This window comes from Azospirillum baldaniorum, assembly GCF_003119195.2.
GTDB classification, from domain to species: Bacteria; Pseudomonadota; Alphaproteobacteria; order Azospirillales; family Azospirillaceae; genus Azospirillum; species Azospirillum baldaniorum.
Genome location: NZ_CP022254.1, coordinates 710,008 through 733,990 on the forward strand (window position 1 = coordinate 710,008; position 23,983 = coordinate 733,990).

24 protein-coding genes are annotated in these 23,983 nt (G+C 68.3%); 14 read left to right on the forward strand and 10 right to left on the reverse strand.

Annotation, left to right across the window (positions count from 1 at the left end):
* Window positions 1–104 precede the first annotated feature (104 nt).
* On the forward strand, window positions 105–227 hold the full coding sequence (locus tag Sp245p_RS36285) for a hypothetical protein (protein ID WP_275042734.1): 123 nt from the start codon (window positions 105–107) through the stop codon (window positions 225–227).
* A 19-nt stretch (window positions 228–246) separates the two neighbouring features.
* Here the strand turns inward: Sp245p_RS36285 and pdxA are convergent, their stop codons facing one another.
* From pdxA to lptG, 3 genes are all read right to left on the reverse strand, one after another.
* Complete coding sequence (gene pdxA, locus Sp245p_RS17665; RefSeq protein ID WP_014197487.1) at window positions 247–1,275, reverse strand: 4-hydroxythreonine-4-phosphate dehydrogenase PdxA; 1,029 nt, start codon at window positions 1,273–1,275, stop codon at window positions 247–249.
* Complete coding sequence (locus tag Sp245p_RS17670; protein WP_014197488.1) at window positions 1,275–2,720, reverse strand: peptidylprolyl isomerase; 1,446 nt, start codon at window positions 2,718–2,720, stop codon at window positions 1,275–1,277. Before Sp245p_RS17670 ends, pdxA begins: the two co-directional genes overlap by 1 nt.
* Before the next feature lie 139 nt (window positions 2,721–2,859).
* On the reverse strand, window positions 2,860–3,954 hold the full coding sequence (lptG, locus tag Sp245p_RS17675; protein WP_014197489.1) for an LPS export ABC transporter permease LptG: 1,095 nt from the start codon (window positions 3,952–3,954) through the stop codon (window positions 2,860–2,862).
* A 226-nt stretch (window positions 3,955–4,180) separates the two neighbouring features.
* On the opposite strand from lptG, the gene Sp245p_RS17680 reads away from it, so the two are divergent.
* The 3 genes from Sp245p_RS17680 to Sp245p_RS17690 all read left to right on the forward strand — a co-directional run bounded on the left by Sp245p_RS17680 (window position 4,181) and on the right by Sp245p_RS17690 (window position 7,650).
* Window positions 4,181–5,683: a leucyl aminopeptidase gene (locus tag Sp245p_RS17680; RefSeq protein ID WP_014197490.1), complete on the forward strand. Its 1,503-nt coding sequence runs from the start codon at window positions 4,181–4,183 to the stop codon at window positions 5,681–5,683.
* A 68-nt stretch (window positions 5,684–5,751) separates the two neighbouring features.
* The gene (locus tag Sp245p_RS17685; RefSeq protein WP_014197491.1) at window positions 5,752–6,201 is read left to right on the forward strand and encodes a DNA polymerase III subunit chi; all 450 of its coding nucleotides are present in this window, start codon (window positions 5,752–5,754) and stop codon (window positions 6,199–6,201) included.
* Window positions 6,202–6,402: 201 nt separating this feature from the next.
* The gene (locus Sp245p_RS17690) at window positions 6,403–7,650 is read left to right on the forward strand and encodes an ATP-binding response regulator (protein WP_014197492.1); all 1,248 of its coding nucleotides are present in this window, start codon (window positions 6,403–6,405) and stop codon (window positions 7,648–7,650) included.
* Between the two features lie 61 nt (window positions 7,651–7,711).
* Here Sp245p_RS17690 and Sp245p_RS17695 read toward each other — a convergent pair whose 3' ends face one another.
* From Sp245p_RS17695 to Sp245p_RS17705, 3 genes are all read right to left on the reverse strand, one after another.
* Window positions 7,712–9,028 (reverse strand): MFS transporter, encoded by a 1,317-nt coding sequence (locus tag Sp245p_RS17695; RefSeq protein WP_014197493.1) that lies wholly within the window; start codon window positions 9,026–9,028, stop codon window positions 7,712–7,714.
* 220 nt (window positions 9,029–9,248) lie between these two features.
* Window positions 9,249–10,364, reverse strand: coding sequence for a SpbR family protein (gene spbR / locus Sp245p_RS17700; RefSeq protein WP_014197494.1), 1,116 nt, complete (start codon window positions 10,362–10,364; stop codon window positions 9,249–9,251).
* 163 nt (window positions 10,365–10,527) lie between these two features.
* Window positions 10,528–10,791, reverse strand: coding sequence for a hypothetical protein (locus Sp245p_RS17705; RefSeq protein WP_014197496.1), 264 nt, complete (start codon window positions 10,789–10,791; stop codon window positions 10,528–10,530).
* Between the two features lie 610 nt (window positions 10,792–11,401).
* Here Sp245p_RS17705 and Sp245p_RS17710 point away from each other — a divergent pair.
* Window positions 11,402–11,935: a hypothetical protein gene (locus Sp245p_RS17710; protein WP_129557191.1), complete on the forward strand. Its 534-nt coding sequence runs from the start codon at window positions 11,402–11,404 to the stop codon at window positions 11,933–11,935.
* Window positions 11,936–11,998: 63 nt separating this feature from the next.
* Here Sp245p_RS17710 and uvrB read toward each other — a convergent pair whose 3' ends face one another.
* Window positions 11,999–14,137, reverse strand: coding sequence for an excinuclease ABC subunit UvrB (uvrB, locus tag Sp245p_RS17715; RefSeq protein WP_109138712.1), 2,139 nt, complete (start codon window positions 14,135–14,137; stop codon window positions 11,999–12,001).
* 217 nt (window positions 14,138–14,354) lie between these two features.
* Complete coding sequence (locus Sp245p_RS17720; protein WP_014197500.1) at window positions 14,355–15,227, reverse strand: branched-chain amino acid aminotransferase; 873 nt, start codon at window positions 15,225–15,227, stop codon at window positions 14,355–14,357.
* Between the two features lie 140 nt (window positions 15,228–15,367).
* Between Sp245p_RS17720 and Sp245p_RS17725 the strand changes: the two genes are divergently transcribed.
* Window positions 15,368–15,880: a MarR family winged helix-turn-helix transcriptional regulator gene (locus Sp245p_RS17725; RefSeq protein WP_035676767.1), complete on the forward strand. Its 513-nt coding sequence runs from the start codon at window positions 15,368–15,370 to the stop codon at window positions 15,878–15,880.
* A gap of 56 nt (window positions 15,881–15,936) precedes the next feature.
* Here Sp245p_RS17725 and Sp245p_RS17730 read toward each other — a convergent pair whose 3' ends face one another.
* Window positions 15,937–16,206, reverse strand: coding sequence for a hypothetical protein (locus tag Sp245p_RS17730; RefSeq protein ID WP_109138713.1), 270 nt, complete (start codon window positions 16,204–16,206; stop codon window positions 15,937–15,939).
* Window positions 16,207–16,383: 177 nt separating this feature from the next.
* Complete coding sequence (locus tag Sp245p_RS17735; protein ID WP_014197503.1) at window positions 16,384–16,590, reverse strand: cold-shock protein; 207 nt, start codon at window positions 16,588–16,590, stop codon at window positions 16,384–16,386.
* A gap of 324 nt (window positions 16,591–16,914) precedes the next feature.
* Between Sp245p_RS17735 and Sp245p_RS17740 the strand changes: the two genes are divergently transcribed.
* The 8 genes from Sp245p_RS17740 (at window position 16,915) to Sp245p_RS17770 (ending at window position 23,903) form a co-directional block, all read left to right on the forward strand.
* On the forward strand, window positions 16,915–19,074 hold the full coding sequence (locus tag Sp245p_RS17740; RefSeq protein ID WP_014197504.1) for an ATP-binding protein: 2,160 nt from the start codon (window positions 16,915–16,917) through the stop codon (window positions 19,072–19,074).
* An 86-nt stretch (window positions 19,075–19,160) separates the two neighbouring features.
* The gene (locus Sp245p_RS17745; RefSeq protein ID WP_041812634.1) at window positions 19,161–19,859 is read left to right on the forward strand and encodes a response regulator; all 699 of its coding nucleotides are present in this window, start codon (window positions 19,161–19,163) and stop codon (window positions 19,857–19,859) included.
* A 49-nt stretch (window positions 19,860–19,908) separates the two neighbouring features.
* The gene (locus Sp245p_RS17750) at window positions 19,909–21,270 is read left to right on the forward strand and encodes an ATP-binding protein (RefSeq protein ID WP_014197506.1); all 1,362 of its coding nucleotides are present in this window, start codon (window positions 19,909–19,911) and stop codon (window positions 21,268–21,270) included.
* Window positions 21,271–21,290: 20 nt separating this feature from the next.
* Entirely contained in the window at window positions 21,291–21,623 is a 333-nt protein-coding gene (locus Sp245p_RS17755) for an HNH endonuclease (protein WP_014197507.1), read from the forward strand.
* Window positions 21,624–21,712: 89 nt separating this feature from the next.
* Complete coding sequence (locus Sp245p_RS17760; RefSeq protein ID WP_014197508.1) at window positions 21,713–22,891, forward strand: NAD(P)/FAD-dependent oxidoreductase; 1,179 nt, start codon at window positions 21,713–21,715, stop codon at window positions 22,889–22,891.
* Between the two features lie 65 nt (window positions 22,892–22,956).
* Window positions 22,957–23,112 carry a hypothetical protein gene (locus Sp245p_RS34975; protein WP_014197509.1) on the forward strand — a complete coding sequence of 52 codons (156 nt, stop codon included), beginning with the start codon at window positions 22,957–22,959 and terminating at the stop codon, window positions 23,110–23,112.
* A 124-nt stretch (window positions 23,113–23,236) separates the two neighbouring features.
* Complete coding sequence (locus tag Sp245p_RS17765; RefSeq protein ID WP_014197510.1) at window positions 23,237–23,488, forward strand: hypothetical protein; 252 nt, start codon at window positions 23,237–23,239, stop codon at window positions 23,486–23,488.
* Window positions 23,489–23,630: 142 nt separating this feature from the next.
* A complete protein-coding gene (locus Sp245p_RS17770) occupies window positions 23,631–23,903 on the forward strand; it encodes a ribbon-helix-helix domain-containing protein (protein ID WP_041812295.1) in 273 nt (90 codons plus the stop codon).
* Window positions 23,904–23,983 lie beyond the last annotated feature (80 nt).

Consider the following 23,983-nt stretch of genomic DNA (forward strand, 5'->3'; position numbering starts at 1 on the left):
GTCCCAAGTGTGGTTGAAAGCGCGCTCCGCCCCGCTTATGGTCTTGGAAAAAGGCGCGTTTGCGCCGAAACCACGACCAAAATCAGGTTCCAGGAGCGTCCCCCATGAAAGCCATGCTGCTCGGCTTCGCCGCCGCCATCGTCATCGCCGTCGGCGCGTCGGTCGCGCTGACCGCCATCGACCACAGCTCGGCCAGCCGCTTCTCCAGCAGCTCGGTCCGCCTCTGACGCTTACCCGCGGCGAAGGTCAGGCGCGGCGGCGGGCCGCCATGGCCTCCGCCGTCGTCAGGGCGGCGATCAGGCTCGACGCGCCGGCCTTGCCCGTGCCGGCGATGTCCAGCGCCGTCCCATGGTCCGGCGAGGTGCGGACGAAGGGCAGCCCCAGCGTGATGTTGACCCCCGTGTCGAAGTCGATGGTCTTCAGCGGGATCAGCGCCTGATCGTGGTACATGCACAGCGCCGCGTCGTAGCCGCGCCGCGCCGCCGCGTGGAACAGCGTGTCGGCGGGCTTCGGCCCCACCGCGTCGATGCCCTCCGCCCGCAGGTCGGCGACCGCCGGGGCGATGACGTCGATCTCCTCCCGCCCCATGGCGCCGCCCTCCCCCGCGTGGGGGTTCAGGGCAGCGACGGCCAGCCGGGGCCGGGCGATGCCGAAGTCGCGGGCCAGCGCCGCCGCGGTCACCCGCCCGGCGTGCAGGATCGCCTCCCGCGTCACCAGCGGCACGGCGTCGCGGACAGAGACATGGATGGTCACCGGCACGACGCGCAGATCCTGCGCGGCCAGCATCATCACCGGCTCATCGGTGAGCCCGGCCAGATGGGCCAGATACTCCGTGTGCCCGGGATGACGGAAGCCGGCGGCGTAGAGCGCCGACTTCTGGATCGGGTTGGTGACGACCGCCGACGCCTCGCCACGGCGGACCAGTTCGACCGCACGATCGATGCTGGCGATTACCGCCGCTCCGTTGGCCGGGTCGGGCCGGCCCGGCGTGACCGGCGCCGCCAGCGGCTGGGGCAGCACCGGCAGCGCCGCACCGAACAGCGCAGCACCCTCGGCCATGCTGCCCACCGCCCTGACCGGGACCGGCAGGCCGAGCCGGGCGGCGAGCGCCTCCAGGCGGGCGGGATCGTCCAGAAGGACGAAGGGCGGCACCGCGCCGTCCGCGCGGGCCGCCCCCCTGGCTATCGACCAAGCCTTAAGAGCGATCTCCCCGCCGATCCCCGCCGGCTCGCCCATGGTCAGGGCGAGCGGCGGCCGGACGCCGGATTCGGTCATCAGTTGCGGATCTCCACGAAGGCGGTGCGGCGCAGGTCGCGCAGGTAGCGGCGGGCCAGCAGGTCGGCGCGCTCGTTGATCAGGTCGCGCTCGATCTCCTCGCGCGGCGGCATCTTGATGTCCTTCGGGTCGATCGGCGGCGGGGCCGGCGCGGCCACCGGCTGCGGCTCGGCTTCCGGCGGCGGCTCGATCATCGGCACGTCGCGCTTGCAGACGATCAGGATGACGGCGCCGCCCGGGCTCATCAGCACCGGGCTGGGCTGGCCAAGCGGGATGCCGACGGCGAGCTGCTGGAGCCCCGGCGCCAAGTCCTTGACCCGCAGCGTGCCCATGTCGCCCGACTCCGGAATGCCCATGGCGCGGGCCTTCTCGTCGAAGTCGGTGCAGCTCTTGATCGACTTGCGCAGCTTCTCCGCCTGGGCCTGGACCGCCTTCAGCTCCTCCTTCGAGGGGGCCGGGATGACGATCTGCTTCATGTTGACCTTGGCCTTGGCCAGATCGGGCTTCGGCTGGGCGCGCGGGCGCGGCGGCGGGGCCGGCGGCGGGGCGGTGGAGGCGGTGCTGCCGAAGGGCCGCTGGTCGCGCACCAGCAGGACGTGGTAGCCGGTCGCCGTGCGGACCGGCGAGGAGAGCTGGCCGGCGCGCATGGTGGACAGGGTCTTGTCCAGCTCCGCGTTCAGCTCACCCGTGCGGACCCAGCCCATGTCGCCGCCCGAGGCGGCGCCGGCGGACTGCGAGAACTGGCGGGCCAGGGCGGCGAAGTTGCCGCCGCGGCGGACCTCCTCGACCAGCCGTTCGGCGTTGCGCCGCACCTCCTCGTCCTGGTCGGGGCTGTCGACGGCCAGGAAGATCTCGGCCACCAGATACTCCGGCTTGCCGATGTTGGCCTTGATGCGCTGCATCACGGCGTCGATCTCCTCGTCGCCGATCACCACCTCCTGCCGGATGCGGCGCTGCATCACCCGCTGCCAGGACAGCAGCGCCCGCACCTGCTCGCGCAGGGTGGAGACCGGGACGTTCTGCGCCTTCAGCATGGCTTCGAGCTGCGGGCGGCCCATGCGGTTCTGTTCGGCAATGCGCCCGATGGCCTCGTCGATCTCCTTGGACGGGACCGAGACGCCGAGACGCTTGGCCTCCTGGAGCTGGAGCCGCTCGTCGATCAGCTGGCGGAGCACCTGCGGGGTCAGGCGCTGGCGCGTCTCCGCGCTGTCCTGGGCACCGGCGTTCAGCAGGGCGAGGCGGATGCGCGCGTGCACGTCGGACAGCGAGATGACCTCGTCGTTGACGACGGCGGCGATGCGTTCCGCGGGGCCTTGCGTTCCCGCAGCAGGGCTGTTTGGAGCGTTGGGAGCCCGCGTCTGGGCCGCGGCGGGCGCGCCGGCGGCAAGAAGGGCGCAGGCGGTCGCCACGGCGAAGGCAGACCGGACGGCTCGCAAACTCTGCATGGTGCTCCAGACTCCAGAGGTGGTTGCCGTTTAATACGGCCCCCCCGGGCGCGTGTAAACGGAATCGTGGACCGCATCCTGGAACGGAATTGTGTCCAAAGACCGGGCGGCCGACGTCAGCCCTGCTCCGGATCCGGCGTCAGCCATCCTCCAGATGCAGCAGCACCGCGGTGCCGAGCAGCACGCTGACGCAGGCCGGGCTCCAGGCCGCCATGGCCAGCGGGATGGTTTCGGAGATGCCGAAGGTGCGGATCACGTCGGTCATCACGAACAGCACGAATCCGGTCAGAACGCCGCCGGACACCATGGTCATGGTGCCGCCGCGCCGCGGCAGCCGCAGCGAGAAGGCCGCGGCGAACAGCACCATCGCCACATAGAGCAGGGGCTGCGACAGCAGCGACTGGTAATGCAGCCGGTGCCGGACCGCCGGGAAACCGGTGGCCTCCAGCGTGCGGATGAACTGCGGCAAATCCCAGAAGGAGATCGTCTCCGGCGCGGCGAAGCTTTCCTCGATGGTGGTCCGGTTCAGCTCCGTCGGGATGACGTAGGTCGGCACCGTCTCCGACTCCTTCTTGCCGAGGTTGATCGTCGCATCCTGCAACTCCCACTTCCGGTCGCGCAGCACGGCGCGCGGCGCGTCCACCCGGCCGATGTAGGTCATGTTGGTGTCGAAGCGCAGGACGATCACCTGGCTCATCTCGAAGGTCAGCGGGTTCACGCCGTCGGCGTGGATGAAATACTGCTCCCCCGCCTCCTGCTGGCGCAGCCACAGGCCGCTGCGCGAGACGTCGAAACTGCTCGACTTCAGCTTCAGATAGCGGTCCTGGAGCTGGTTGTACTTGGCGATGAAGACGGCGCCGACCGGGTTGATCATCGTCACCTTCACGGCGCCGATCATCAGCGCGGCGATCAGCACCGGGGTCAGGAACTGCCAGGCCGACACGCCGACCGCGCGGGCCACCACCAGCTCCGCGCTGCGCGTCAGCCGCCAGAAGGTGAACATGCCGCTGAACAGGATCACGAAGGGAAAGATCTGCTGGCCGATCTCCGGCAGCTTCAGCAGGGCCATGCGCAGGACCAGCCAGAAGGTGATGTCCGGTTTGGTCCCGGCGCGGCGCAGCAGTTCCACGACGTCGAGCAGCAGGATGATCGACAGCAGGATGCCGAGCAGCAGCAGGAACCAGGTGACGAACTGGCGCCCGATGTAGCGCGACAGCGTGGCGGATGAATACATGGGCTCCGGCCTCCCCGGCCGATCGACGGGCGGTACGCGGCGCGCCGGGGGCTTCCACCACGGCGTGCCGGGGCTATGTACTGCGGACGGGCGCGGGAAACAACCGGTCCGCGCCTTGACAGGGCGCACGGGAAGGTCTTTATCCCAGGGTGGTTGCGGATCGATCCCACCCGCCCCGGCGCCCGCGCGCCGGCCGTCCCAGCCGAGAGGAGCCCGAGAGGAGCCGATGAAGTTCGCCTTTGCGAAGCCCGCGCTGCCCAAGTCCGGCACCGTCGCCGTCACCGTCGCCACCGATCGCGCGCTCGGCGCCGCGGGGCGGGATCTCGACCAGAAGACGGGCGGCACGCTGTCCCGCGCCATGAAGGCCAGCCGCTTCACCGGCAAGAAGGAGGAGACGCTGGCCATCCTCGCCCCCGCCGGGGTCGAGTTCGACCGCGTCCTCCTGGTCGGCATCGGCAAGGGTGAGGATCTGTCCGAGGCCGCCCTCCAGGCCGTCGGCGGCGCCGTCGTCGCCGCCCTGGACAAGTCCGGCGAGACGGAGGTCTCCGTCCTGCTCGACCTGCCGGACGGCGGCACCGTGGCACCCGACGCGGCGGCGGCGGAACTCGCCTTCGGCGCGCAGCTCCGCTCCTACCGCTTCGACAAGTACCGGACGACCGAGAAGAAGGAGGCCAAGCCCTCCCTCAAGAAGATCATCGTCCTGACCGCCGAGCCGGACGCCGCCAAGCGCGCCTACGGCCGTCTGGAGCCGCTGGCCGAGTCCGTCGCCTACACCCGCGATCTGGTGTCGGAGCCGGCCAACGTCCTGAACCCGGAGAGCCTCGCCGACCGCTGCCGGGACCTGACCGACGTCGGCCTGCAGGTCGAGGTGCTGGACCTCAAGAAGCTGAAGAAGCTCGGCATGGGCGCGCTGATCGGCGTCGCCCAGGGCAGCGCCTTCGAGCCGCGCGTCGTCGTGATGCGCTGGGACGGCGCCCCCGACGCCGAGGACCGCCGCCCGCTCGCCTTCATCGGCAAGGGCGTGACCTTCGACACCGGCGGCATCTCCATCAAGCCCGCCGCCGGGATGGAGGACATGAAGTGGGACATGGGCGGCGCCGCGGTGGTCATCGGCACCATGCGCGCACTCGCCGCCCGCAAGGCGAAGGTGAACGCCGTCGGCATCGTCGGCCTGGTCGAGAACATGCCGTCCGGCACCGCGCAGCGGCCCGGCGACGTGGTGACCTCGCTGTCCGGCCAGACCATCGAGGTGATCAACACCGACGCCGAAGGCCGTCTCGTCCTGGCCGACTGCCTGACCTACGCGCAGGAGACCTTCAAGCCGCGCCTGCTGGTCGACCTCGCCACCCTGACCGGTGCGGTCATCATCGCGCTGGGCCATGAGCACGCCGGCCTGTTCGCCAACGACGACTGGCTGGCCGAGAACCTGCTGGCCGCCGGCCGGTCGGTGGGCGAGCCGCTGTGGCGCCTGCCGATGGGCGACGCCTACGACAAGGACATCAACTCCGACATCGCCGACATGAAGAACGTCGGGTCGGGCCGCGGTGCCGGCAGCATCGTCGGCGCACAGTTCCTCAAGCGTTTCGTCGAGGACCTGCCCTGGGCGCACATCGACATCGCCGGCGTCGCCTGGTCCAAGAAGGACACGGCCATCGTCCCGAAGGGCGGCACCGCCTTCGGCGTGCGTCTGCTCGACCGCTTCGTGGCGAGCTATCACGAGGGCAAGTAAGTCCCCGTCCGGCGGGGGCCGTTTTTTTCCCTCTCCCCTCGGGGAGAGGGAAATTTCCACGAGGGGCCATGACCGAGGTCCGTTTCTATCACCTCCAGCGGCGCACGCTCGAACAGGCGTTGCCGAAGATTCTGGAAAAGGTCCTGGAGCGCGGTTGGCGCGCCGTCGTCCTGGCCGGCTCGCCGGAGCGGGTGGACGCGCTCAATCAGCATTTGTGGACCTACGATCCTTCCTCCTTCCTGCCGCACGGCGCGTCCCGCGACGGCTTCGCCGCCGAACAGCCGGTCTGGCTGACCGCCGAGGAGGAAAACCCCAACGGGGCCACCGTCCTGGTTCTGGTGGACGGGGTGACCAGCGACGCGATGGGCTCCTTCGACCTCGTCTGCGACCTGTTCGACGGCAATGACGGCGACGCGGTGCTTGCCGCCAGGGACCGTTGGAAGATCTGCAAGGCCGCCGGACACGCCCTCACCTACTGGCAGCAAAACGACCGCGGCGGTTGGGAAAAGCGCGCCTGAAACCAAGGACTGCTGTAGGTTTTAAACTGTTCTCCGAATGATACCGCTAACGCGGCACAATATAGCGTTCATGTGTCTCCACCGGCCTTGACGGGCCTGCTGTGCACAAGGTTAATCTAAAACCCGTAAAATCCCGCGGGGCGGCGCACAGGTGGAGGGCAGCATGCACAAGTGCGTCGGACCGGCAGCGGCGGCACTGCCATGACCCGCAGCGCTCTCGACCCGACGCTCGCGCGCGACGTCAAGGACGCCGCCATCCTGATCGTCGACGACAACGCGTCGAACGTCGATCTGGTGCGCGACATCCTGACCCACGAGGGCTACACCGCCGTGCGGGGGGAAACCGATCCCCGGCGGGTTCCCGCGCTCTGCGAGGCGCAGCGCTTCGACCTTCTGCTCATCGACATCCGCATGCCGCACATGAGCGGTTTCGATCTGATGGAGCGCGTCAACACCCTGTACAGCGACGATTACGTGCCCATCCTGGTGCTGACCGCCCATACCGACCAGGAGACGCGGCGTCGCTCGCTGGAAATGGGGGCCAACGACTTCCTCACCAAGCCCTTCATCGCCTGGGAACTGCTGCACCGCGTGCGCAGCGTGCTGGAGATCCGCAAGCTCTACCAGCGCGCAGCCGAGCAGAACCGCGGGCTGGAGCGCCGCGTGTCGGAGCGCACGGCGGAACTCAGCACCGCCCTTGAGGCGGCACGGCAGGCCGACCGGGCCAAGCTCGACTTCCTCTCGGTGACCAGCCATGAGTTGCGAACCCCTCTGAACGCCATCATCGGCTTCGCCGAGGTGCTGTCCAGCGAGGCGCACGGGCCGCTCGGTCACGACGACTACATGGACTATGTCCGGCTCATCGAGGAGAGCGGCAAGGCGCTGCTCGGCATGGTCAACAACATCCTGGACTTCACGCGGGGGTCCGGCGGCATCGACCTCGCCGAGTCGACCATCGACCTGCCCGGCCTGCTGATCCAATGCATCGATCTGCTCGGCGCCAAGGCGCAGGCCAAGTCGCAGACCATCACGCTTCAGCCGGGACCGCCCATCACGCTGCGCGCCGACCAGCGGCGCTTGGCGGAGATGATCGTCCATCTGCTGGACAACGCGGTGAAGTTCGGTCACCGGGGCGCTCGGGTCTCGCTGCGAATCTCCCTCCAGGGCGGGATGGTCGCCGTCGCCGTCGCCGACGACGGGCCCGGAATCCCGCCGGACATCGTCGACCACGTCTTCAGCCCGTTCATCCAAGGCGAACGCTCGCTCGTGCGTCAGCACGAGGGCATCGGGCTCGGCCTGCCCATCGTCCGCCGCTTCGCCGAACTGCACGGCGGCAGCGTGGAATTGGACAGCGCGCCGGGGCACGGCACGACCGTGACCATCCTCCTGCCCGCCGCCCGACTGACGGCGCCGCCCATCGCTGGCCTCAGGGAATCCCGGGCGTTCTAAAGCGTCCCCGGTTCCGGATGGGTTGGGCCCCGGCTTCGGACAGATCATTTGGCGAGGCTGGTCATTCGGCGAGGCTGGGTTCCTCCAACGGTCCGACCTCAGCCTCGGCAGGGTTGGGCGGAGCGGTTTCCGGCAACCCGAGGAACAGGGCGGCCAGGGCGATCAGGGCCATCGCCCCAGCCGTAAGGAAGGCGGCGGAATAGCCGAAGCGGTCCACGATCACGCCGGTGACGAAGCCGCTGGTCGCAGCCCCCACCCCCTGCATCGTGGCGACCGCCCCGAAGGCGAGGTTGTAGCGCCCGGTTCCGCGCATCAGGTCGGCGATCACCAGCGGCGTCAGGGCGGTGAAGATCCCGGCGCCCACCCCGTCCAGAAGCTGGACGCCGATCAGCCAAGCGCTGTTGTCCGACAGGGTGTAGAGGACGGCCCGCAACGGCAGGATGGCGAAGCCGACCAGCAGGATCGGCTTGCGGCCCAGACGGTCGGCCGTCCGTCCCACCAGGATGGCGATGGGAAGCATGACGAGCTGGGCGGCGATGATGCAGGACGACATCATGACCGTCGCCCATTCCGGGTGCCCCGCGGCCAGCTTCTGTCCGACCAGCGGCAGCAGGGGGGCGTTGGCGAAATGGAACAGCAAGGCGCAACTGCCGAAGATCAGCAGCGGCCGGCACTGGACCAGGATGCCCATGCCGGAGACCTTCTCCCCGTCGCCCGCACCGCCTTCCGACCCGCCGCCTGCCGACGCCTCGACCCCGCGGGCGCGGCGCTGGTCGATGGCGGAGGCCGGGATCGACAGGACGGCAATTGATGACAGGACCGCGAACACCGGCACCAGCAGAAAGACCGCCTGCTGCGAGAACAGCCAGCCGACCAGCCCGGCGAGCGCCGCGACGCCGACGTTGCCCGCATGGTCGAAGGCGGCGTTGCGCCCCATCCGCCGGGCGAGCAGGCGTTGCGGGACGAGACCGAGGGTCAGGGCCGCCACTGCCGGGCCGAACACGTCCCCGACCACCGCAATCAACGTGTTCGCGATCAGGACCGGCCAGAAGTTGGGGAACAGGTAGATGCACAGCGCCCCCGCACCCAGCACGACCAGCGCCAGGACGATGGCCTCGCGCTTGCGGTGGGTGGCATCGATGGCCGCCCCGATCGGCGTCTGCACGGCAAGCCCGAGCCAGCCGGCCAGACTGGTCACCAGACCGACCTCGGACTGGCTCCAATGCTGCTGGGTCACCAGAAAGACGTTGAGATAGGGACCGAGCGCCCCACGCACGTCCGCCAGCAGGAAATTCACGGCGTCCAGCGACGCCGGCCGGAAGCCGCGACCGGATTCGTCCGAAGGCGCCGACTCCCGTCCATGTCTGTCAGCAGGCAACGCGCTCTCCCTTCCAAGGATCTGGCAGAAAGACCGCGGCCAGACGCAAAGGCTAGGAACAGCGGGCACCGAAAAATGGCACCATGGGGCATGGTCGTTCAAGGTGATCGTAACGGAACGATCAGATCAACCTCAAAGCTACGGCAAATGAAAGGTTGCCAGGACCACTTGCAACCGCAACTCAAAACTGCGCATCAAGCAATTTTCGAAGCTGCCGGCGTTATCTCGTTTCCATACGCATGAGATCGCCCAGCTTGTCGAGCAGGTAGTCCAGATCCTCCGCCGCCAGATCCTCGTACTGGGTCAGGATGCGCTCGATCACCCGGCGGCGGTGGCGCTCGATGTCGTGCGCTTCGCCGTCGTAGGGGGTCTCCTTGAGCACGTCCAAAGCGATCCGGCAGGCGGGCAGCAGGGCCGGCGGCTGCTTGGCCTTGTCGTAGATGGACTTCAGACCCAGCCGCCCAGCGTCGTGGATCAGCAGACGGGCATTGGTCAGCGGCACGTTGGCCAAATGGGACAGCGCCGTCTCGAAAAAGGCGCTGTCGCCCATGCACAGCGCCCGCACCAGCAGCGACGGGGTCAGGCGGCCGCTGCGCGACAGTTGCGCGACCAGCCGTTCCAGCGCGCCCTCGTCGCTTTCCCCCGAGAAGAGGGCGACGGTGGCGCGCTCGCGGCTTTGCAGGATCAAGTCGGCGGCGACCTTGGCCGGAAGGTCGTGGTTGGCCACCAGATGCTGCTGGAGCTTTTCCGAGACCACGGCGACCAGCCGCTCGGCGATGGTGATCGGCAGGCGGGCGCGCTGGACCAGCGGCTCCTGCACGGTTTCGCTGTCGGCGAAGCGTTCAATGACCCGGCCGAGCGTCTGCTCGCCGAGATCAGCGCTCTCATTGGCGACCAGGACCGCCACGGCCCCCTCCGACGCGGTGTCGATCAGCGCGTCGGCGACGCTGGCGGACAGGGCCGGACGCTGTGCGATGGCGGTGTGCTTGGCGTCCGTTCCAGTCCGCACCAGCTCGACGAGGTCGGCGTCGGTCAGCACCGTGGAGACGCTGAGCACCGGGATCGCCACGGCCTCCACGTCGCGCGCCAGCATCAGCGCGACGTCGCGCGGCAACGCCGGGTTGGCCTTCAGGTTCTCGGCCAGCGACTGGCGCACGCGCACCACGGCGTCGCGCGCCATGAAGCGGATGATGTCTTCGGCGAGCCGGCGCTCGCTGTCTGACAAGGTGGTTGCGGAAAACTGCTTGGCGATCTTGACCGCCAGTTCGGAACGGCTGTTCGGCGACGGGTCCGACAACAGACGGGACACGTCGTCCTTGGTGAGTTGGTCGCTCATGGGTCCCGGACCCTTTCCTGCCCTGCGTCGCTCCCCGCGCCTCGGATTCGTGCATCAGAGGGAACGAATGTATTCAGGTCATGATCGGACCAAAGCATTGAGCCTTTGTTAACGACGATTGCCGGTGGCGGGACGGCCTGGGCCGCTCCTCACCAGCCGCCCATCACCAGCCGCCGTGCCGGTGATGGTGACGGGGGCCGCTATGGTGACCCCCGCGATGCCCCCCGTAATAGCCACCGTAGTAGGGGCGGCCATACACGACGGGCGGCGGCGCGTAATAGCGATACTGCGGGCGCTCGTAATAGCCGTAGCCATAGGACCGGTGTCCGTAGCCGTAAACGGGACCGGGAGTCCCGGCGGCGACGTAGCAGCCGGAAAGCAGAAGGGCGGCAAAGGTCAGAAGGGACAGCGAGCGGAGCGTCGACATGGGCGTTCCTGTGCCAGGGGTCGTACCGTACTGACGGGATGAACGCTCGATTTGGGGAAATTATTCCGGTGGTGGCGGAGGTGAGAGCATCCCGACATCATCCGATGGCGCTGATCGTTCGCAGAGCAGGCGGATATCAGCAGAGAGGGACAGTCACTTTTGACAAGACCCATAAACGGTGACTTTGGCCCCCTCCCTAACCCTCCCCCTCTTCGAGGTGGAGGGGACTGCCGCCGCTTCGCGGAAGGCACCCTCTCCCGCAAAGCGGGGGAGGGCCGGGGTGGGGGCAGGGTTTCACAAAGACAGGGCCAATGCAAAAAGACAGGAATGCCAGTCTATTCAAGGGCCTATGTGGACAGCTTCTGAAGTTTCACCTTACCGGCAGCGACACACGCCGCTGCAGGAATACAGCATAGAGAAAGATATTTAGAAGATTGCCCCGAAACCATCGGTTTTCGATGCATACATCTATTTTCGATAAATACGGCATTTCTATTATGATCATGTCTATGCCATGCTGTTCACCCAAGTATTGGCAACGAATCAGCAAAGGTGAGATATGTCAAAACTCACACGGCGCTCGGTCTTGGCAGGGGTGGCGGCTTCCCCGATGGTGGAAACGGAAGAAGACTCGTACGACCCCATGCTGGCGCTCTGGCAGGAATGGTGCACTGCCCTGAAAGACGCTCGGGCGAAGGAGACGGAACGGCGGCGGATCGAGCGGGGGATGGTCGCCCGGTTCGGTTACCCGAGGGTGCTGGTCGCGCGCGGGGCCAGCGGGCGGAGAGATGTCTACGCCACGACCGAGCGGGACGTGACGCGGGCACTCGCCGGAGCGACGGATGCGAAGGAGCGGTACGGCCGGCTGGTGGCGGATCTCGACCAACAGCAGGAGCGCTGGGACATGGAGGCCCAGCGGCTCGGGCTGGATGTCATGGAACGGGAGGAGGACGCGGCATGGAAACGGGTGGATGCCCTGACCGCACGGGCCGAACATGTGCCGGCCCGTTCCCTGCGCGGGATCGTGGTGAAGCTCACCGTCGCGGTGGCGCTCCGCGAAACCTACGGCGCGGAAGAGACGGAGTTTCCCTGGCCCATCCTCGGGGCGGCGCTGAAGGATTTGCAGACCATGACGGGGGCCTAGGGAAAGAGGAAAGCCGCGCCCCGCCCTCCCCCGCGACGGAGGGAGAGGGTGGTGATGTGGCGATCAGCGCCGTCCCCGGCGGCCCTGCTTCTTCGGAGCGCCCTCGGGAATGCCGCGGCCCTGGCGGGCGGAGCTGATGCCGATGCTGCCCGGCTGCTCCAGCCCGAGGTCCATCGCCTCCAAACGGCGGAGTTCGTCGCGCAGACGGGCGGCCTCCTCGAACTCCAGATCGGCGGCGGCGGCCTTCATGCGCTTCTCCATGTCGGCCATCACGGACTTCAGGTTGTGACCGACCAGTTCCGACGCGTTCAGGCCGGTCTTCACGGTGACGTGGTCGCCGCGCTCGTACACGCTCTCCAGAATGTCGCCGATGGCCTTCTTCACGGATTCCGGCGTGATTCCGTGCTCCAGATTGTACGCCCGCTGCTTCTCGCGGCGGCGCGCCGTCTCGTCGATGGCGTACTGCATGCTGCCGGTGATCTTGTCGGCGTAGAGAATCGCCCGCCCCTCGACGTTGCGCGCGGCGCGGCCAATGGTCTGGATCAGCGAGGTCTTGGAGCGCAGATAACCCTCCTTGTCGGCGTCCAGGATGGCGACCAGCGAGCATTCGGGGATGTCCAGCCCCTCGCGCAGCAGGTTGATGCCGACCAGCACGTCGTAGGCGCCGAGCCGCAGGTCGCGGATGATCTCGATGCGCTCCAGCGTCTCTACGTCGGAGTGGATGTAGCGCACGCGCAGCCCCGCCTCGTGCATGTATTCGGTCAGCGCCTCGGCCATTTTCTTGGTGAGGGTGGTGACCAGCACGCGGTTGCCCTTCGCCACCACCTCCTTGCACTCGTGGATCAGGTCATCCACCTGCGTCTCGGTGGGCCGGATGATCACCTCCGGGTCGATCAGGCCGGTCGGGCGGACCACCTGTTCGGCGAAGACGCCGCCGGTGCGCTCCATCTCCCAGGGGCCGGGGGTGGCCGAGACGAAGACCGTCTGCGGGCGCATGCCCTCCCACTCCTCGAACTTCAGCGGGCGGTTGTCCATGGCGCTGGGCAGGCGGAAGCCGTATTCGGACAAGGTTTCCTTGCGCATCCGGTCGCCACGGTACATGCCGCCGATCTGCGGCACCATGACGTGGCTTTCGTCCACGATCAGCAGCGCGTCGCCCGGCAGATACTCGAACAGCGTCGGCGGCGGCTCGCCCGCCGCGCGGCCGGTCAGGTAGCGGGAATAGTTCTCAATGCCGGCGCAGGCGCCGGTGGCCGCCATCATCTCAATGTCGAAGGTCGTGCGCTGCTCCAGCCGCTGCGCCTCCAGCAGCTTGCCCTGGGCGTTGAACTCCTCCAGCCGGAGCTTCAGCTCGCGCTTGATCTGCTCGATGGCCTGATTGAGCGTCGGCTTGGGCGTCACATAGTGGCTGTTGGGATAGATGCGCACGGCCTCCAGCGAGGCGATCTTCTCGCCGGTTAGCGGATCGATCTCGTGGATGCCCTCGATCTCGTCGCCGAACAGCGAGATGCGCCACGCGCGGTCCTCCATGTGGGCGGGGAACAGCTCCACCGTGTCGCCGCGCACTCGGAACAGGCCGCGCCCGAAGGCTGCGTCGTTGCGCTTGTACTGAAGCTCGGTCAGCTTGCGCAGCAGGTCGGGCTGGGCGACGACTTGGCCCTTGCGCAGATCGACGGTCATCTCCGAATAGGTCTCGACCGAACCGATACCGTAAATGCAGGAGACCGACGCTACGATGATGACGTCGTCCCGCTCCAGCAGCGCCCGCGTCGCCGAGTGGCGCATCCGGTCGATCTGCTCGTTGATCGAGGATTCCTTCTCGATGAAGGTGTCGGTGCGCGGAACGTAGGCTTCCGGCTGATAGTAGTCGTAGTAGGAGACGAAGTATTCCACCGCGTTGTTCGGGAAGAAGGACTTCATCTCGCCATAGAGCTGCGCCGCCAGCGTCTTGTTCGGGGCGAGCACCAGGGTGGGGCGCTGGACGTGCTGGATGACGTGCGCCATGGTGAAGGTCTTGCCGGACCCGGTGACGCCGAGCAGCACCTGATCCTTCTCGCCGGCGCGCAGCCCCTCGGTCAGCTCCCCGATGGCGCGCGGCTGGTCGCCGGAGGGTTTGAACTCCGACACCAGTTCGAACTTCTTGCCAGCCTCCAGCTTGGGCAGGGACTTCTGCGGGAGGGCGGTCAGGACGGGATGGGACATGCGGGTGCGCTCGCGCCAGGGGTACGGAACGGGAACCGAGTATATGGCCCACCCCACCCCCGCTGTCGAGCGTGGGCTTGTCCGGAGTGTCTGCTCGCGCTTGCCCCCTCCCTGGCCCTCCCCCGCTCTTGGCGGACCTATGGTCCGCCTGCCGCGTCAGCGCAAACCTTTGGTTTGCGCGAGAGCTGCGCAGGGGAGGGAAAAAAGGGCGTGCCCCTTACCCGCGCACCAGCGCGTCGTAGTCCTTCACCAGCGTCTCGCAGACGCGGCCCGGCGTGAAGCGATGGTCGCCGATCTGGCCGACCGGGGTCACTTCCGCGGCGGTGCCGGTCAGGAAGACCTCCTGGGTGTTCGCCAGTTCGTCGGGCTGGATGTGGCGTTCGATCACCTCGATGCCGCGGGCCTTGGCGAGGTCGATCACCGTGCGGCGGGTGATGCCGTCTAGGAAGCAGTCGGGCTTCGGCGTGTGGATCTTGCCGTCCATCACCAGGAACAGGTTCGCCCCGGTCGCCTCGGCCAGATAGCCGCGGTAGTCGAGCATCAGCGCGTCCTGGTAGCCCTCGGCCTCCGCCTCGTGCTTGGAGAGCGTGCAGATCATGTACAGACCCGCCGCCTTCGACGCCGTCGGCGCCATGTCCGGAGCCGGACGGCGCCAGCGCGACCAGGTCAGCTTGATGCCGGCCATCTTCGCCTCGGGGCTGAAGTAGCTCGGCCACTGCCAGACGGCGATGGCGACGTGGATGCGGCTGGCCTGCGCCGCCACGCCCATCATCTCGCTGCCGCGCCACGCCACCGGGCGGACATAGGCGTCGGTGAAACCCATCGCCTTCACCGTCTCGTTGGTCGCCGCGTCGATCTCCGCCACGGAATAGGGCAGCTCGAAGCCGAGGATGCGGGCCGAGGCGGCCAAGCGCTCGCTGTGCTCGGTCAGCTTGAACACCGTGCCGTTGTAGACGCGCTCGCCTTCGAACACGCAGCTCGCGTAGTGCAGGCCGTGCGACAGGACGTGCAGATTCGCGTCGCGCCACGGCACCAGCGCGCCGTCGTACCAGATCACGCCGTCGCGGTCGTCGAAGGGAAGGATGGACATGGCGGCTCCCACCTTGGTCTTTGGCCCGTTGCTCGGGACTTGGAATGGAATTGTCGAAAGCCGCGCTTGTCTCGCGGGCTTTGTTCGTTTATGTCTGGCTTATTGACCCATTTGTAACGAATCGCACCGATCACGTCAACATGGCTGACATAAAAGCGGGCGTGAACCAGCTTTTCCTGCGCGAAGAGGAACTTCGCACGGGCATGGAGCTGCTGTTCTACGCCTATCGGGAATTCACCGCGGAGCCGGACGAGATCCTGGCGCAGATCGGCTTCGGCCGGGCGCACCACCGCGTCATCTATTTCGTCGGGCGCTACCCGAAGATCACCGTGTCGGAGCTTCTGGCGATCCTGAAGATCACCAAGCAGAGCCTGTCGCGCGTGCTGGGGGAGCTGGTCCGGCAGGAATTCATCCAGCAGCAGACGGGCGTGCGGGACCGGCGGCAGCGTCTGCTGGAACTGACGGAAAAGGGCGTGGAGCTGGAACGCCAGCTTTCCGAAACGCAGCGGCAGCGGATCGCCCGCGCCTACCGCATGGCCGGGGCGGAGGCCGTGGAGGGCTTCCGCAAGGTGATGCTGGGCATGATGGACGAGGAGGACCGGGTGAAGTTCGCACCCCCGGTGCCGGCCCGGCTCGCCGCCGTGAAGCGGTAGGAACCGGACCGGAAACCCGTCGGGTCAAACCCCGGCCAACTCACTCTCCGGTCAACTCAATCCTTGGCCGGGGTCTGGGCCGGCTCGGCGGCGGCGGTGGCGGTGGCGGCCGGAGCCGCATCCGCCGGCGGTGTGCCGGCGGCGCCCTCCGCCCCGTCCTTGCCCGCGGCGTTCGCGGCGCCGCGGCGGCGGAAGGACGTGCGCTTGTACACCACGCTGTCCGAGGACCCCGGCGGGCACTGAACGATTTTACCCCCCTTCGCAAGAAACTCGCGGGTCATGGAGTCGAGATCATTCCGATCCGCGCTGCGGTTATCGGATGCCATGCATGCCTCCTGTGATCGTCATCGTGCCCCATAGCACCATCCGGGCGGTCCCGGCGGTCCCGGCGGTCCATGGAGCATGCGTTTCTTTTGTGAAGCGGCTGTTACAGGATTGGGGGCAACCGGTTTCTGAACGGGCGGCCCCTGAACGGGCGGCTCCGAAAAAATCGGAGCGGAAAATCACGCCTCCTTCAGGTTGGCCGCGGCGCTTTTGCCCTTCTTGGGGTCGCGCTGGAGTTCGTAGGACAGCTTCTGGCCTTCATGAATGTTGATGCCCGACCGCTCAACGGCGGAGATGTGGACGAACACGTCGGCCGTCCCGTCATCCGGCTGGATGAAGCCGTAGCCCTTGGTGGTGTTGAACCATTTCACGGTTCCAGTAGCCATCTGGTAGTTCCTTGAACGAGGTTTCCCATGGCGCTCGTGCCACGGGTTCACATCAAATCACCGAGGGGAAGGACCAGACGCAGCGATCTGCAAGCGGACCGTAGACCCAAAGAAATTCGACTCTTTTCATGTGGGGATCGAAAGGCCGGGATGCAACCCGAACCCTTTGGGCAAAGCCCCGCCCACTTGTTTCGACTCACGACTCTTGCCTCGTTCGTCGGTGTCGTCCCTGCCCTTCGGCGGAGTTGTCCCCGGCTTGTTGCTTAGCCCATGATTTTGGCAACCCGATTCTTTTGACTTAGCTTTCCTGAAGGAGCCGGCGGCATGCAGCGTGCCCATCTCGTGGCCGCGTTCCTGACCTTTGCCGCTCTGTGCGTCGGCGTGTCCGCCCTGTCGGTGTCGCGCGACCGCCACGTCACGCTGGAACAGGCCCGCCGCGAGTTCGCCGCGACCGCCCATCTGCTCGACGAACACGCCAGCCGCGCCATCGAAGCCGGGGACGCCCAGCTGCGCATGCTGCTCGACGCGCTGGAACGGTGGGACCGCCGCGACCCCGCCGAAGGGCGGCGCATCCAGGCGGCGATGCACGCCCGCGCCGAACGCCTGCCGCAGGTCGGCGGCGTCTGGGCGCTCGATGCGCGGGGCCGACTGCTTCTCGACAGCGCGGAACACCCGCCGCCGCCCCGCGACCTGTCGGAGCGGGACTATGCCCAGGCCCATCTGGGCGTCAACCAGGGACCGCCGCTGGGCCTCCATGTCGGGTCCCACCTGCCCGCAGGCCCCGGCATCAGCCAGGGGCGTTTCACCATCAGCCGCGCCCTGCGCGACGAGGAGGGAATCCTCCAGGCGATCGCGGTGGCGGGCATCCGGAACACCTATTTCTCGCAGATGTATGGGGAGGCCGGCTGGGGCGAGGGTGCCCGGCTGGCCCTGTTCACCAGCGCCAAGGAGAAGCTGGCGGAATGGCCGCCGAACAGCGCCGTCGAGCCCCCCACCACCGCTTGGCCCCAGCCCTGGGACCCGCCGGACGGCCCGGCGATCATCGAGGGCACGCAGATCACCGCCGCGCGGATGCTGACCGGCTTCCCGATCGTCGTGGTGGCGAGCCGCCCCCTGGCCGAGGTGCTGGCCCCCTGGCGGGAGCGCGCCCTGTGGACCACGGCGGTCAGCGGCGGCATCCTGACCGGGGCGTTGGTGCTGTTCGTCTTCGCCCTCGCCGGGGCCCGGCGGGAGGACGCGGTCCGGGCGGAGCTTCTGCGCGCCAACCAGAGCCTGGACGAACGCGTCCGCCAGCGCACGGCGGACCTGGAGAAGGCCCTGCGCAGCGCGGAGATGGCCAGCCTCGCCAAGATGAAGGTGCTGGCGACCGTCAGCCACGACCTGCGCCAACCCCTGCAAGGTCTGGCCGCCTTCCACGAACTGCTGCTGAAGGAGGCGCCGAACCCGACGCTCCAGCAATTGGGCGCCATGGCCTCGGCGTCGCTCCAGGCCGGGCAGCGGCTGCTCGACGATCTGCTGACCCTGTCGCGGCTGGAGGCCGGCGTGGTTCCGGTGGAGATCAGCGCCTTCCCGCTCGCCCCGCTGCTCGACCAGCTCGCCGCCGAACTGCGGACGGAGGCCGAGAGCAAGGGCCTCCGGCTGACCGTGATGCCCACCAAAGCCTGGGTGCGCAGCGATCCGGCGCGGCTGCAGCCGATCCTGCGCAACCTGCTGTCCAACGCCGTCAAGTACACGGCGCGCGGCGGGGTGATCGTCGGGGCACGGCCCCGCGGCGACGGCTTGCGGGTGGAAATCTGGGACAGCGGCCAAGGCATCGCCGCCGCCGAGCTGGGCACGATCTGGGAGGAGTTCTACCAGATCGGCAACCCCGCCCGTGACGGGTCGCGCGGTGCCGGCCTCGGCCTGTCCATTGTCGAGCGCACCGCCCGCCTGCTTGGACACCCGCTGGAGGTCCGGTCGCGGGTCGGCCGCGGCTCGGTCTTCACGGTCACCCTGCCCCGCGTCCCGCCCCCCGCGGCCCCGGCGCCGATGGCGGTTCCTCGGTCGGCGGACCCCGCCCCCCCGGCTCGCACCGCCGAGTCCTCTCCCGGCCGTCTGGCCGGACGGCGGGTGCTGGTGGTCGAGGACGATCCGCTGCAGCGCAGTTCCCTGACCCTGCTGCTGGAGCAGGCCGGAGCGGGAGTGATGGCGGCGGAGAGTTTCGATTCCGCCCTCGCCGCCGCGCAGGCCACGCTTCAGGCGCCGTCGGTGATCCTCAGCGACTACCGGCTGCCCGGCGGCACCGACGGGTTGAGCGGCATCCAGACCCTTCGCGGGGTGCTGGGACGGGAGGTTCCGGCCATCCTGCTGACCGGGGAACTCTCCGCCGACCTCGTGCGCGCCGCCAAGGACGCGGGCTGCCTCGTGCTGACCAAGCCCGCGGCTCCCAACCGCATCCTGTCCACCCTGGCGGAGCTGACCGCGGGCGCCGATGCGGCGGCTTGATACGGGTGTGAAGCGCATTTTGATGCGTGGTCTGGCCGGCGCCGCTTCCCTTGGTGCGGGGGGTGCGGTTGCGCTACAGTCGCGCCATGACTGAAGAAGACCAGCCCCACATCCTGGTCGTCGATGACGACACCCGCCTGCGCGAACTGCTGCGCAAGTATCTCGCCGGCAACGGCTTCCTGGTGACCACCGCGAAGGACGCCGCGGAGGCGCGGGCCAAGCTGGCCGGGCTCGCCTTCGACCTGCTGGTGCTCGACATCATGATGCCGGGCGAGACCGGGCTGGAGCTGACCGAATCGCTGCGCCGGGAGCGCGACCTGCCCATCCTGCTGCTGACCGCGCGAGGCGAGCCGGACGACCGCATCGCCGGGCTGGAGGCCGGGGCCGACGACTATCTCGCCAAGCCCTTCAACCCGCGCGAACTGCTGCTGCGCATCAACTCGATCCTGCGCCGCCAGGCCAGCCGACCGGCGGACCCGGTGCCGCCCCAGCCGGTCAAGCTCGGCCCGATGATCTACCTGCCCGACCGCGACGAGCTGCGGGCGGGCGAGGAGGTGGTGCGGCTGACCACAGCGGAGGCGGGGCTGCTGCGCGTGCTCGCCGCCTCCCCCGGCACCATCTTCTCACGCGAGGAGTTGACGGAGCGCAGCAAGGTCGCCGGCAACGCCCGCACCATCGACGTTCAGGTGACCCGACTGCGCCGCAAGATCGAACCCGACCCGCGGGAGCCGCGCTACCTCCACACGGTGCGCGGCGAGGGCTATGTGTTGAGGCCGGACCCGTAACGGGGGCCGCCGGAGCACCCAGAGGACCCAGAGCACTAGGACCAGGACCATGACCACCGACACCGCCGCCGCACCGATGCCGATGCCGCGCCGCGAGCAGACGGGGCTGCTGAAGCGGTTCCTGCCGCGCACGCTGTTCGGCCGCTCGCTGCTGATCATCGTGACGCCGGTCATCCTGGCCCAGGCGGTGGCCACCTGGATCTTCTACGACCGGCATTGGGACACCATGACGAACCGGCTGGCCTTCGCGGTGGCCGGCGACATCGCCATGGTCATCGGCATGCTGGAGCACGACCCGACCCCCGAGGGGCGCAACTGGACGCTGGCCGCCACCGCGCGCAGCACCGACCTGATCGTGACGCTGGAACCCGGCAGCACCCTGCCCGACCATCCGCCGAAGCTGCGCGGCATGCTGGAGAACACGCTCAGCAAGGCGCTGCACGAGCGGGTGCGGCGGCCCTTCGCCATCAACACCCGAATCACCCGCGAATGGTACGAGATCCGCGTGCAGATGCCGGACGGCGTGCTGTCGGTGATGTCGCCGGAACGCCGCCTGTTCAGCCCGACCAGCTACATCTTCATCCTGTGGATGGTCGGTTCGGCCCTGGTGCTGTTCACCGTCGCCATCATCTTCATGCGCAACCAGATCCGCCCGATCAAGCGGCTGGCCGCCGCCGCGGACGCGCTGGGCAAGGGCCGCGACGTGCGCAACTTCAAGCCGGAGGGAGCGACCGAGGTGCGGCAGGCCGCCGTCGCCTTCCTGCGCATGCGCGAGCGCATCCACCGCCAGATCACCCAGCGGACGGAGATGCTGGCCGGTGTCAGCCACGACCTGCGCACGCCGCTGACCCGCATGAAGCTGGCGCTGGACATGATCGGCGACGGGCCGGAGGTCGAGGAGCTTCTGACCGACGTCACCGAGATGGAGACGATGATCGAGGGCTATCTGGCCTTCGCCCGCGGCGAGGGGACAGAGGCCGTGCAACCGACCGACCTGACCCGCATCCTGAACGAGGTGGTCTCCGGCGTCCGCCGCGAGGGGGCGGAGGTGGCCTTGACGGCACCGGACGGGCTGACACTGCCGCTGCGCCCCAACGCGACGCGGCGCTGCCTCGCCAACCTGCTGTCCAACGCGCGGCGCCACGGCGACCGCATCTGGGTGCGGGCGGAGCGGGAGCACGGCTTCATCGACATCCTGGTGGACGACGACGGGCCGGGCATCCCGCAAGCCTCGCGCGACGACGTGTTCAAGCCCTTCTTCCGCCTGGACAGCTCGCGCAACCAGGCGACCGGCGGGGCCGGGCTGGGGCTGACCATCGCCCGCGACGTCGCCCGCAGCCACGGCGGCGACATCACGCTCAGCGACAGCCCCTACGGCGGCCTGCGCGTGCTGATCCGCCTGCCGGTGTGAAGCCTTCCGGAGAACCCGTCATGCCCGTCAGTCCCGACGAGTACCGCCTCATGGACGTCCAGCAAGGCGGGCGCTGCTTCTATTGCGGGGAGCCGGTGGGGGCCAAGGCGACCTTCGACCATCTGATTCCGCTGGCCTATGGCGGCCTCGACGCGGCGCCGAACGTCGTGCTGGCGCACCGCCGCTGCAACCAGCGCAAGGCCGACCGCCTGCCGACGCCGGAGGAGATCGACCGCTTCGTCACCGAGCGCCGCCGCAGCCGGTTGGGCGTCTGGCCGCCCCTGCTGGCCCTGCGCGACGCCGAGCCGGGGGACGAGTGGATGACGGTCGCCCGCGCCATCGCCGGGCTGTGAGCGCCGGGCCTCCTGAGCCCTCTTGACGGCGGCCCCGCCTTCTGGCCCGATCACCGGAACGATAAACAAGGTTAATTCGGGAGCGTTCGATGGCGGATCGGTACGACGTCGTGATCGTCGGCGGTGGTGTGATGGGCTGCGCGGTCGCCTATTTCCTGGCGAACGACCCCGGCTTCGGCGGCACCGTGGCGGTGGTGGAGCGGGACCCGACCTACCAGCGCGCCTCCTCCGCCCTGTCGGCCAGTTCGATCCGGCAACAGTTCTCAACGCCGGCGAACATCGCGCTGTCGCAGTTCGGCCTGTCCTTCATCCGCAACGCGACGGAGCATCTGTCCGTGGACGGCGACCCGGTGGATCTGGGCCTGCGCGAGCCGGGCTATCTCTATCTGGCGACCGGGGCCGGGGCGGACATCCTGCGCCGGAACAACGCCATCCAACGGTCTTGCGGGGCCGACGTGGCGCTGCTGTCGCCGGAGGAACTGACCGCCCGCTTCCCCTGGCTGTCGGCGGAGGGGATCGCGCTCGGCTCGCTCGGCCTGTCCGGGGAGGGCTGGTTCGACGGCTACAGCCTGATGCAGGCCTTCCGCCGCAAGGCCAAGGCGCTGGGCGTCACCATGATCGCCGGGGAGGTCGCGGGCATCGACACCGCCGACGGCAAGGTCACCGCGGTGCGTCTGGCCGATGGGCAGCGGCTGTCCTGCGGGGTGGCGGTCAACGCCGCCGGGCCGCAGGCCCGCCGCGTCGCCACCATGGCCGGGGTGGACCTGCCGGTGTCGGCGCGCAAGCGCTGCGTCTTCGTGTTCGACTGCCGCGAGGAGCTTCCCGGCTGCCCGCTGGTCATCGATCCGTCCGGCGTGTGGTTCCGGCCCGAGGGCAAGCAGTTCATCTGCGGCGCCCCGCCGCCCGCCGACCGCGACCCGGACACCGACAACCTGACGGTGGAGCATGACCTGTTCGAGGAGATGATGTGGCCGGCGCTGGCCGAGCGCGTGCCCGCTTTCGAGGCGATCAAGGTCACCAACGCCTGGGCCGGCTTCTATGAATACAACGAGATCGACCAGAACGCCGTCATCGGGCCGCATCCGGAGCTTCGCAACCTCCTGTTCTGCAACGGCTTCAGCGGCCATGGCCTGCAACAGGCGCCGGGCGCCGGGCGCGGGCTAGCGGAGCTGATCGCGACCGGCGCCTACCGCAGCCTGAACCTGTCGGCCTTCGCCTACGACCGTCTGGTGGAGAACCGCCCCCTGCTGGAGACCAACGTGATCTGAGGGAACGGCCACGAGTCTGACCGGTTGATGGGGTCACCTTTCCGAACGGAGCAAGAGGCCCCGCGATGAAGCAGCCCCACACCGAAGAGACCGTCAAGCACACCGACGACCAGCAGAACACCGGCAACCACAAGAAGCCGGACGCCCCCGACGCCAAGGGCGCCGACCGCTTCGGCGGCACCCGCAAGGGCGCGGAGAATGTGGAGCCGACCAAGGACTGAGGCCGGGGACTGAGGCCGGGGACTGAGGCCGGCCCGAAGAGCTTGCACCGGCGGGGGCGGACGTGCCACACCCCCTGGCGCGTCCGTCCCCAATCAGGCCCCACCCAGGCCGGGAGCCCCTCCCATGGCTCACGCCATGTTCAAGCGCTACAAGATCCTGTTCACGCGCCCCCTGCCCGGTCTGCGTCCGGGCCGGCCCGAGCGCGACGCCATGGTGGAGCGGGTCAAGCGCTTCGCCAGCCAGAACGGCATGGCCGGCGACCTGCACGCGATCGCGCCCAACGCCGGCTTCGGCATCCTGGAAATCCAGTGCACGGACAAGCTGGCCCGCCGGCTGAGCGACCTGTCGGATGTCGAATCCGTTTTGGAGGCGTAGGCGGCTGATGGCATACCCTGTGACCTTATGGCCCCGCGCCATGAACCCCTGCGTTTCATGTGAAGTTCATCACATGTTTTTCGGCTCGGACTCCGCGACGCTTCACACATAAGAGTGCAACCTGTCGCGCAACGGTCCTGCCATGTCATCGAAGAAGCTCAGAAACGTTTATGTCGCCGGAAAGCGCACCAGCATGCGGCTGGAGACCGCCTTCTGGGAGGGGCTGGAGGAAATCGCGCAGAAGGAAAGCCTGACGGTGGGCGAACTCTGCAATCGCCTCTCCGAGCGGGTGGAGGCTGTGGATGCCAACAACCTGTCCAGCGCCGTACGGGTCTACGTGCTGGAGTACTTCAGGGCGGCCACGCCAAAACCGCAGGAATCCTGTTACACCCCCCTGGCCATCGCGGCCGAGTAACAGGGGACATTCCCGGCCAGCCTTGGGAGCGCAAAGGGTGCTCGGGCGCAATGGGTGCTCGACGGCGCCCGGAGCCGTCC

What these genes read in the sequence shown, in the direction of transcription:
- Sp245p_RS36285 (WP_275042734.1), top strand. Translation starts at nt 105, where the DNA reads ATGAAAGCCATGCTGCTCGGCTTCGCCGCCGCCATCGTCATCGCCGTC.
- pdxA (WP_014197487.1), bottom strand. Translation starts at nt 1,275, where the DNA reads ATGACCGAATCCGGCGTCCGGCCGCCGCTCGCCCTGACCATGGGCGAG.
- Sp245p_RS17670 (WP_014197488.1), bottom strand. Translation starts at nt 2,720, where the DNA reads ATGCAGAGTTTGCGAGCCGTCCGGTCTGCCTTCGCCGTGGCGACCGCC.
- lptG (WP_014197489.1), bottom strand. Translation starts at nt 3,954, where the DNA reads ATGTATTCATCCGCCACGCTGTCGCGCTACATCGGGCGCCAGTTCGTC.
- Sp245p_RS17680 (WP_014197490.1), top strand. Translation starts at nt 4,181, where the DNA reads ATGAAGTTCGCCTTTGCGAAGCCCGCGCTGCCCAAGTCCGGCACCGTC.
- Sp245p_RS17685 (WP_014197491.1), top strand. Translation starts at nt 5,752, where the DNA reads ATGACCGAGGTCCGTTTCTATCACCTCCAGCGGCGCACGCTCGAACAG.
- Sp245p_RS17690 (WP_014197492.1), top strand. Translation starts at nt 6,403, where the DNA reads ATGACCCGCAGCGCTCTCGACCCGACGCTCGCGCGCGACGTCAAGGAC.
- spbR (WP_014197494.1), bottom strand. Translation starts at nt 10,364, where the DNA reads ATGAGCGACCAACTCACCAAGGACGACGTGTCCCGTCTGTTGTCGGAC.
- Sp245p_RS17705 (WP_014197496.1), bottom strand. Translation starts at nt 10,791, where the DNA reads ATGTCGACGCTCCGCTCGCTGTCCCTTCTGACCTTTGCCGCCCTTCTG.
- Sp245p_RS17710 (WP_129557191.1), top strand. Translation starts at nt 11,402, where the DNA reads ATGGTGGAAACGGAAGAAGACTCGTACGACCCCATGCTGGCGCTCTGG.
- uvrB (WP_109138712.1), bottom strand. Translation starts at nt 14,137, where the DNA reads ATGTCCCATCCCGTCCTGACCGCCCTCCCGCAGAAGTCCCTGCCCAAG.
- Sp245p_RS17720 (WP_014197500.1), bottom strand. Translation starts at nt 15,227, where the DNA reads ATGTCCATCCTTCCCTTCGACGACCGCGACGGCGTGATCTGGTACGAC.
- Sp245p_RS17725 (WP_035676767.1), top strand. Translation starts at nt 15,368, where the DNA reads ATGGCTGACATAAAAGCGGGCGTGAACCAGCTTTTCCTGCGCGAAGAG.
- Sp245p_RS17730 (WP_109138713.1), bottom strand. Translation starts at nt 16,206, where the DNA reads ATGGCATCCGATAACCGCAGCGCGGATCGGAATGATCTCGACTCCATG.
- Sp245p_RS17735 (WP_014197503.1), bottom strand. Translation starts at nt 16,590, where the DNA reads ATGGCTACTGGAACCGTGAAATGGTTCAACACCACCAAGGGCTACGGC.
- Sp245p_RS17740 (WP_014197504.1), top strand. Translation starts at nt 16,915, where the DNA reads ATGCAGCGTGCCCATCTCGTGGCCGCGTTCCTGACCTTTGCCGCTCTG.
- Sp245p_RS17745 (WP_041812634.1), top strand. Translation starts at nt 19,161, where the DNA reads ATGACTGAAGAAGACCAGCCCCACATCCTGGTCGTCGATGACGACACC.
- Sp245p_RS17750 (WP_014197506.1), top strand. Translation starts at nt 19,909, where the DNA reads ATGACCACCGACACCGCCGCCGCACCGATGCCGATGCCGCGCCGCGAG.
- Sp245p_RS17755 (WP_014197507.1), top strand. Translation starts at nt 21,291, where the DNA reads ATGCCCGTCAGTCCCGACGAGTACCGCCTCATGGACGTCCAGCAAGGC.
- Sp245p_RS17760 (WP_014197508.1), top strand. Translation starts at nt 21,713, where the DNA reads ATGGCGGATCGGTACGACGTCGTGATCGTCGGCGGTGGTGTGATGGGC.
- Sp245p_RS34975 (WP_014197509.1), top strand. Translation starts at nt 22,957, where the DNA reads ATGAAGCAGCCCCACACCGAAGAGACCGTCAAGCACACCGACGACCAG.
- Sp245p_RS17765 (WP_014197510.1), top strand. Translation starts at nt 23,237, where the DNA reads ATGGCTCACGCCATGTTCAAGCGCTACAAGATCCTGTTCACGCGCCCC.
- Sp245p_RS17770 (WP_041812295.1), top strand. Translation starts at nt 23,631, where the DNA reads ATGTCATCGAAGAAGCTCAGAAACGTTTATGTCGCCGGAAAGCGCACC.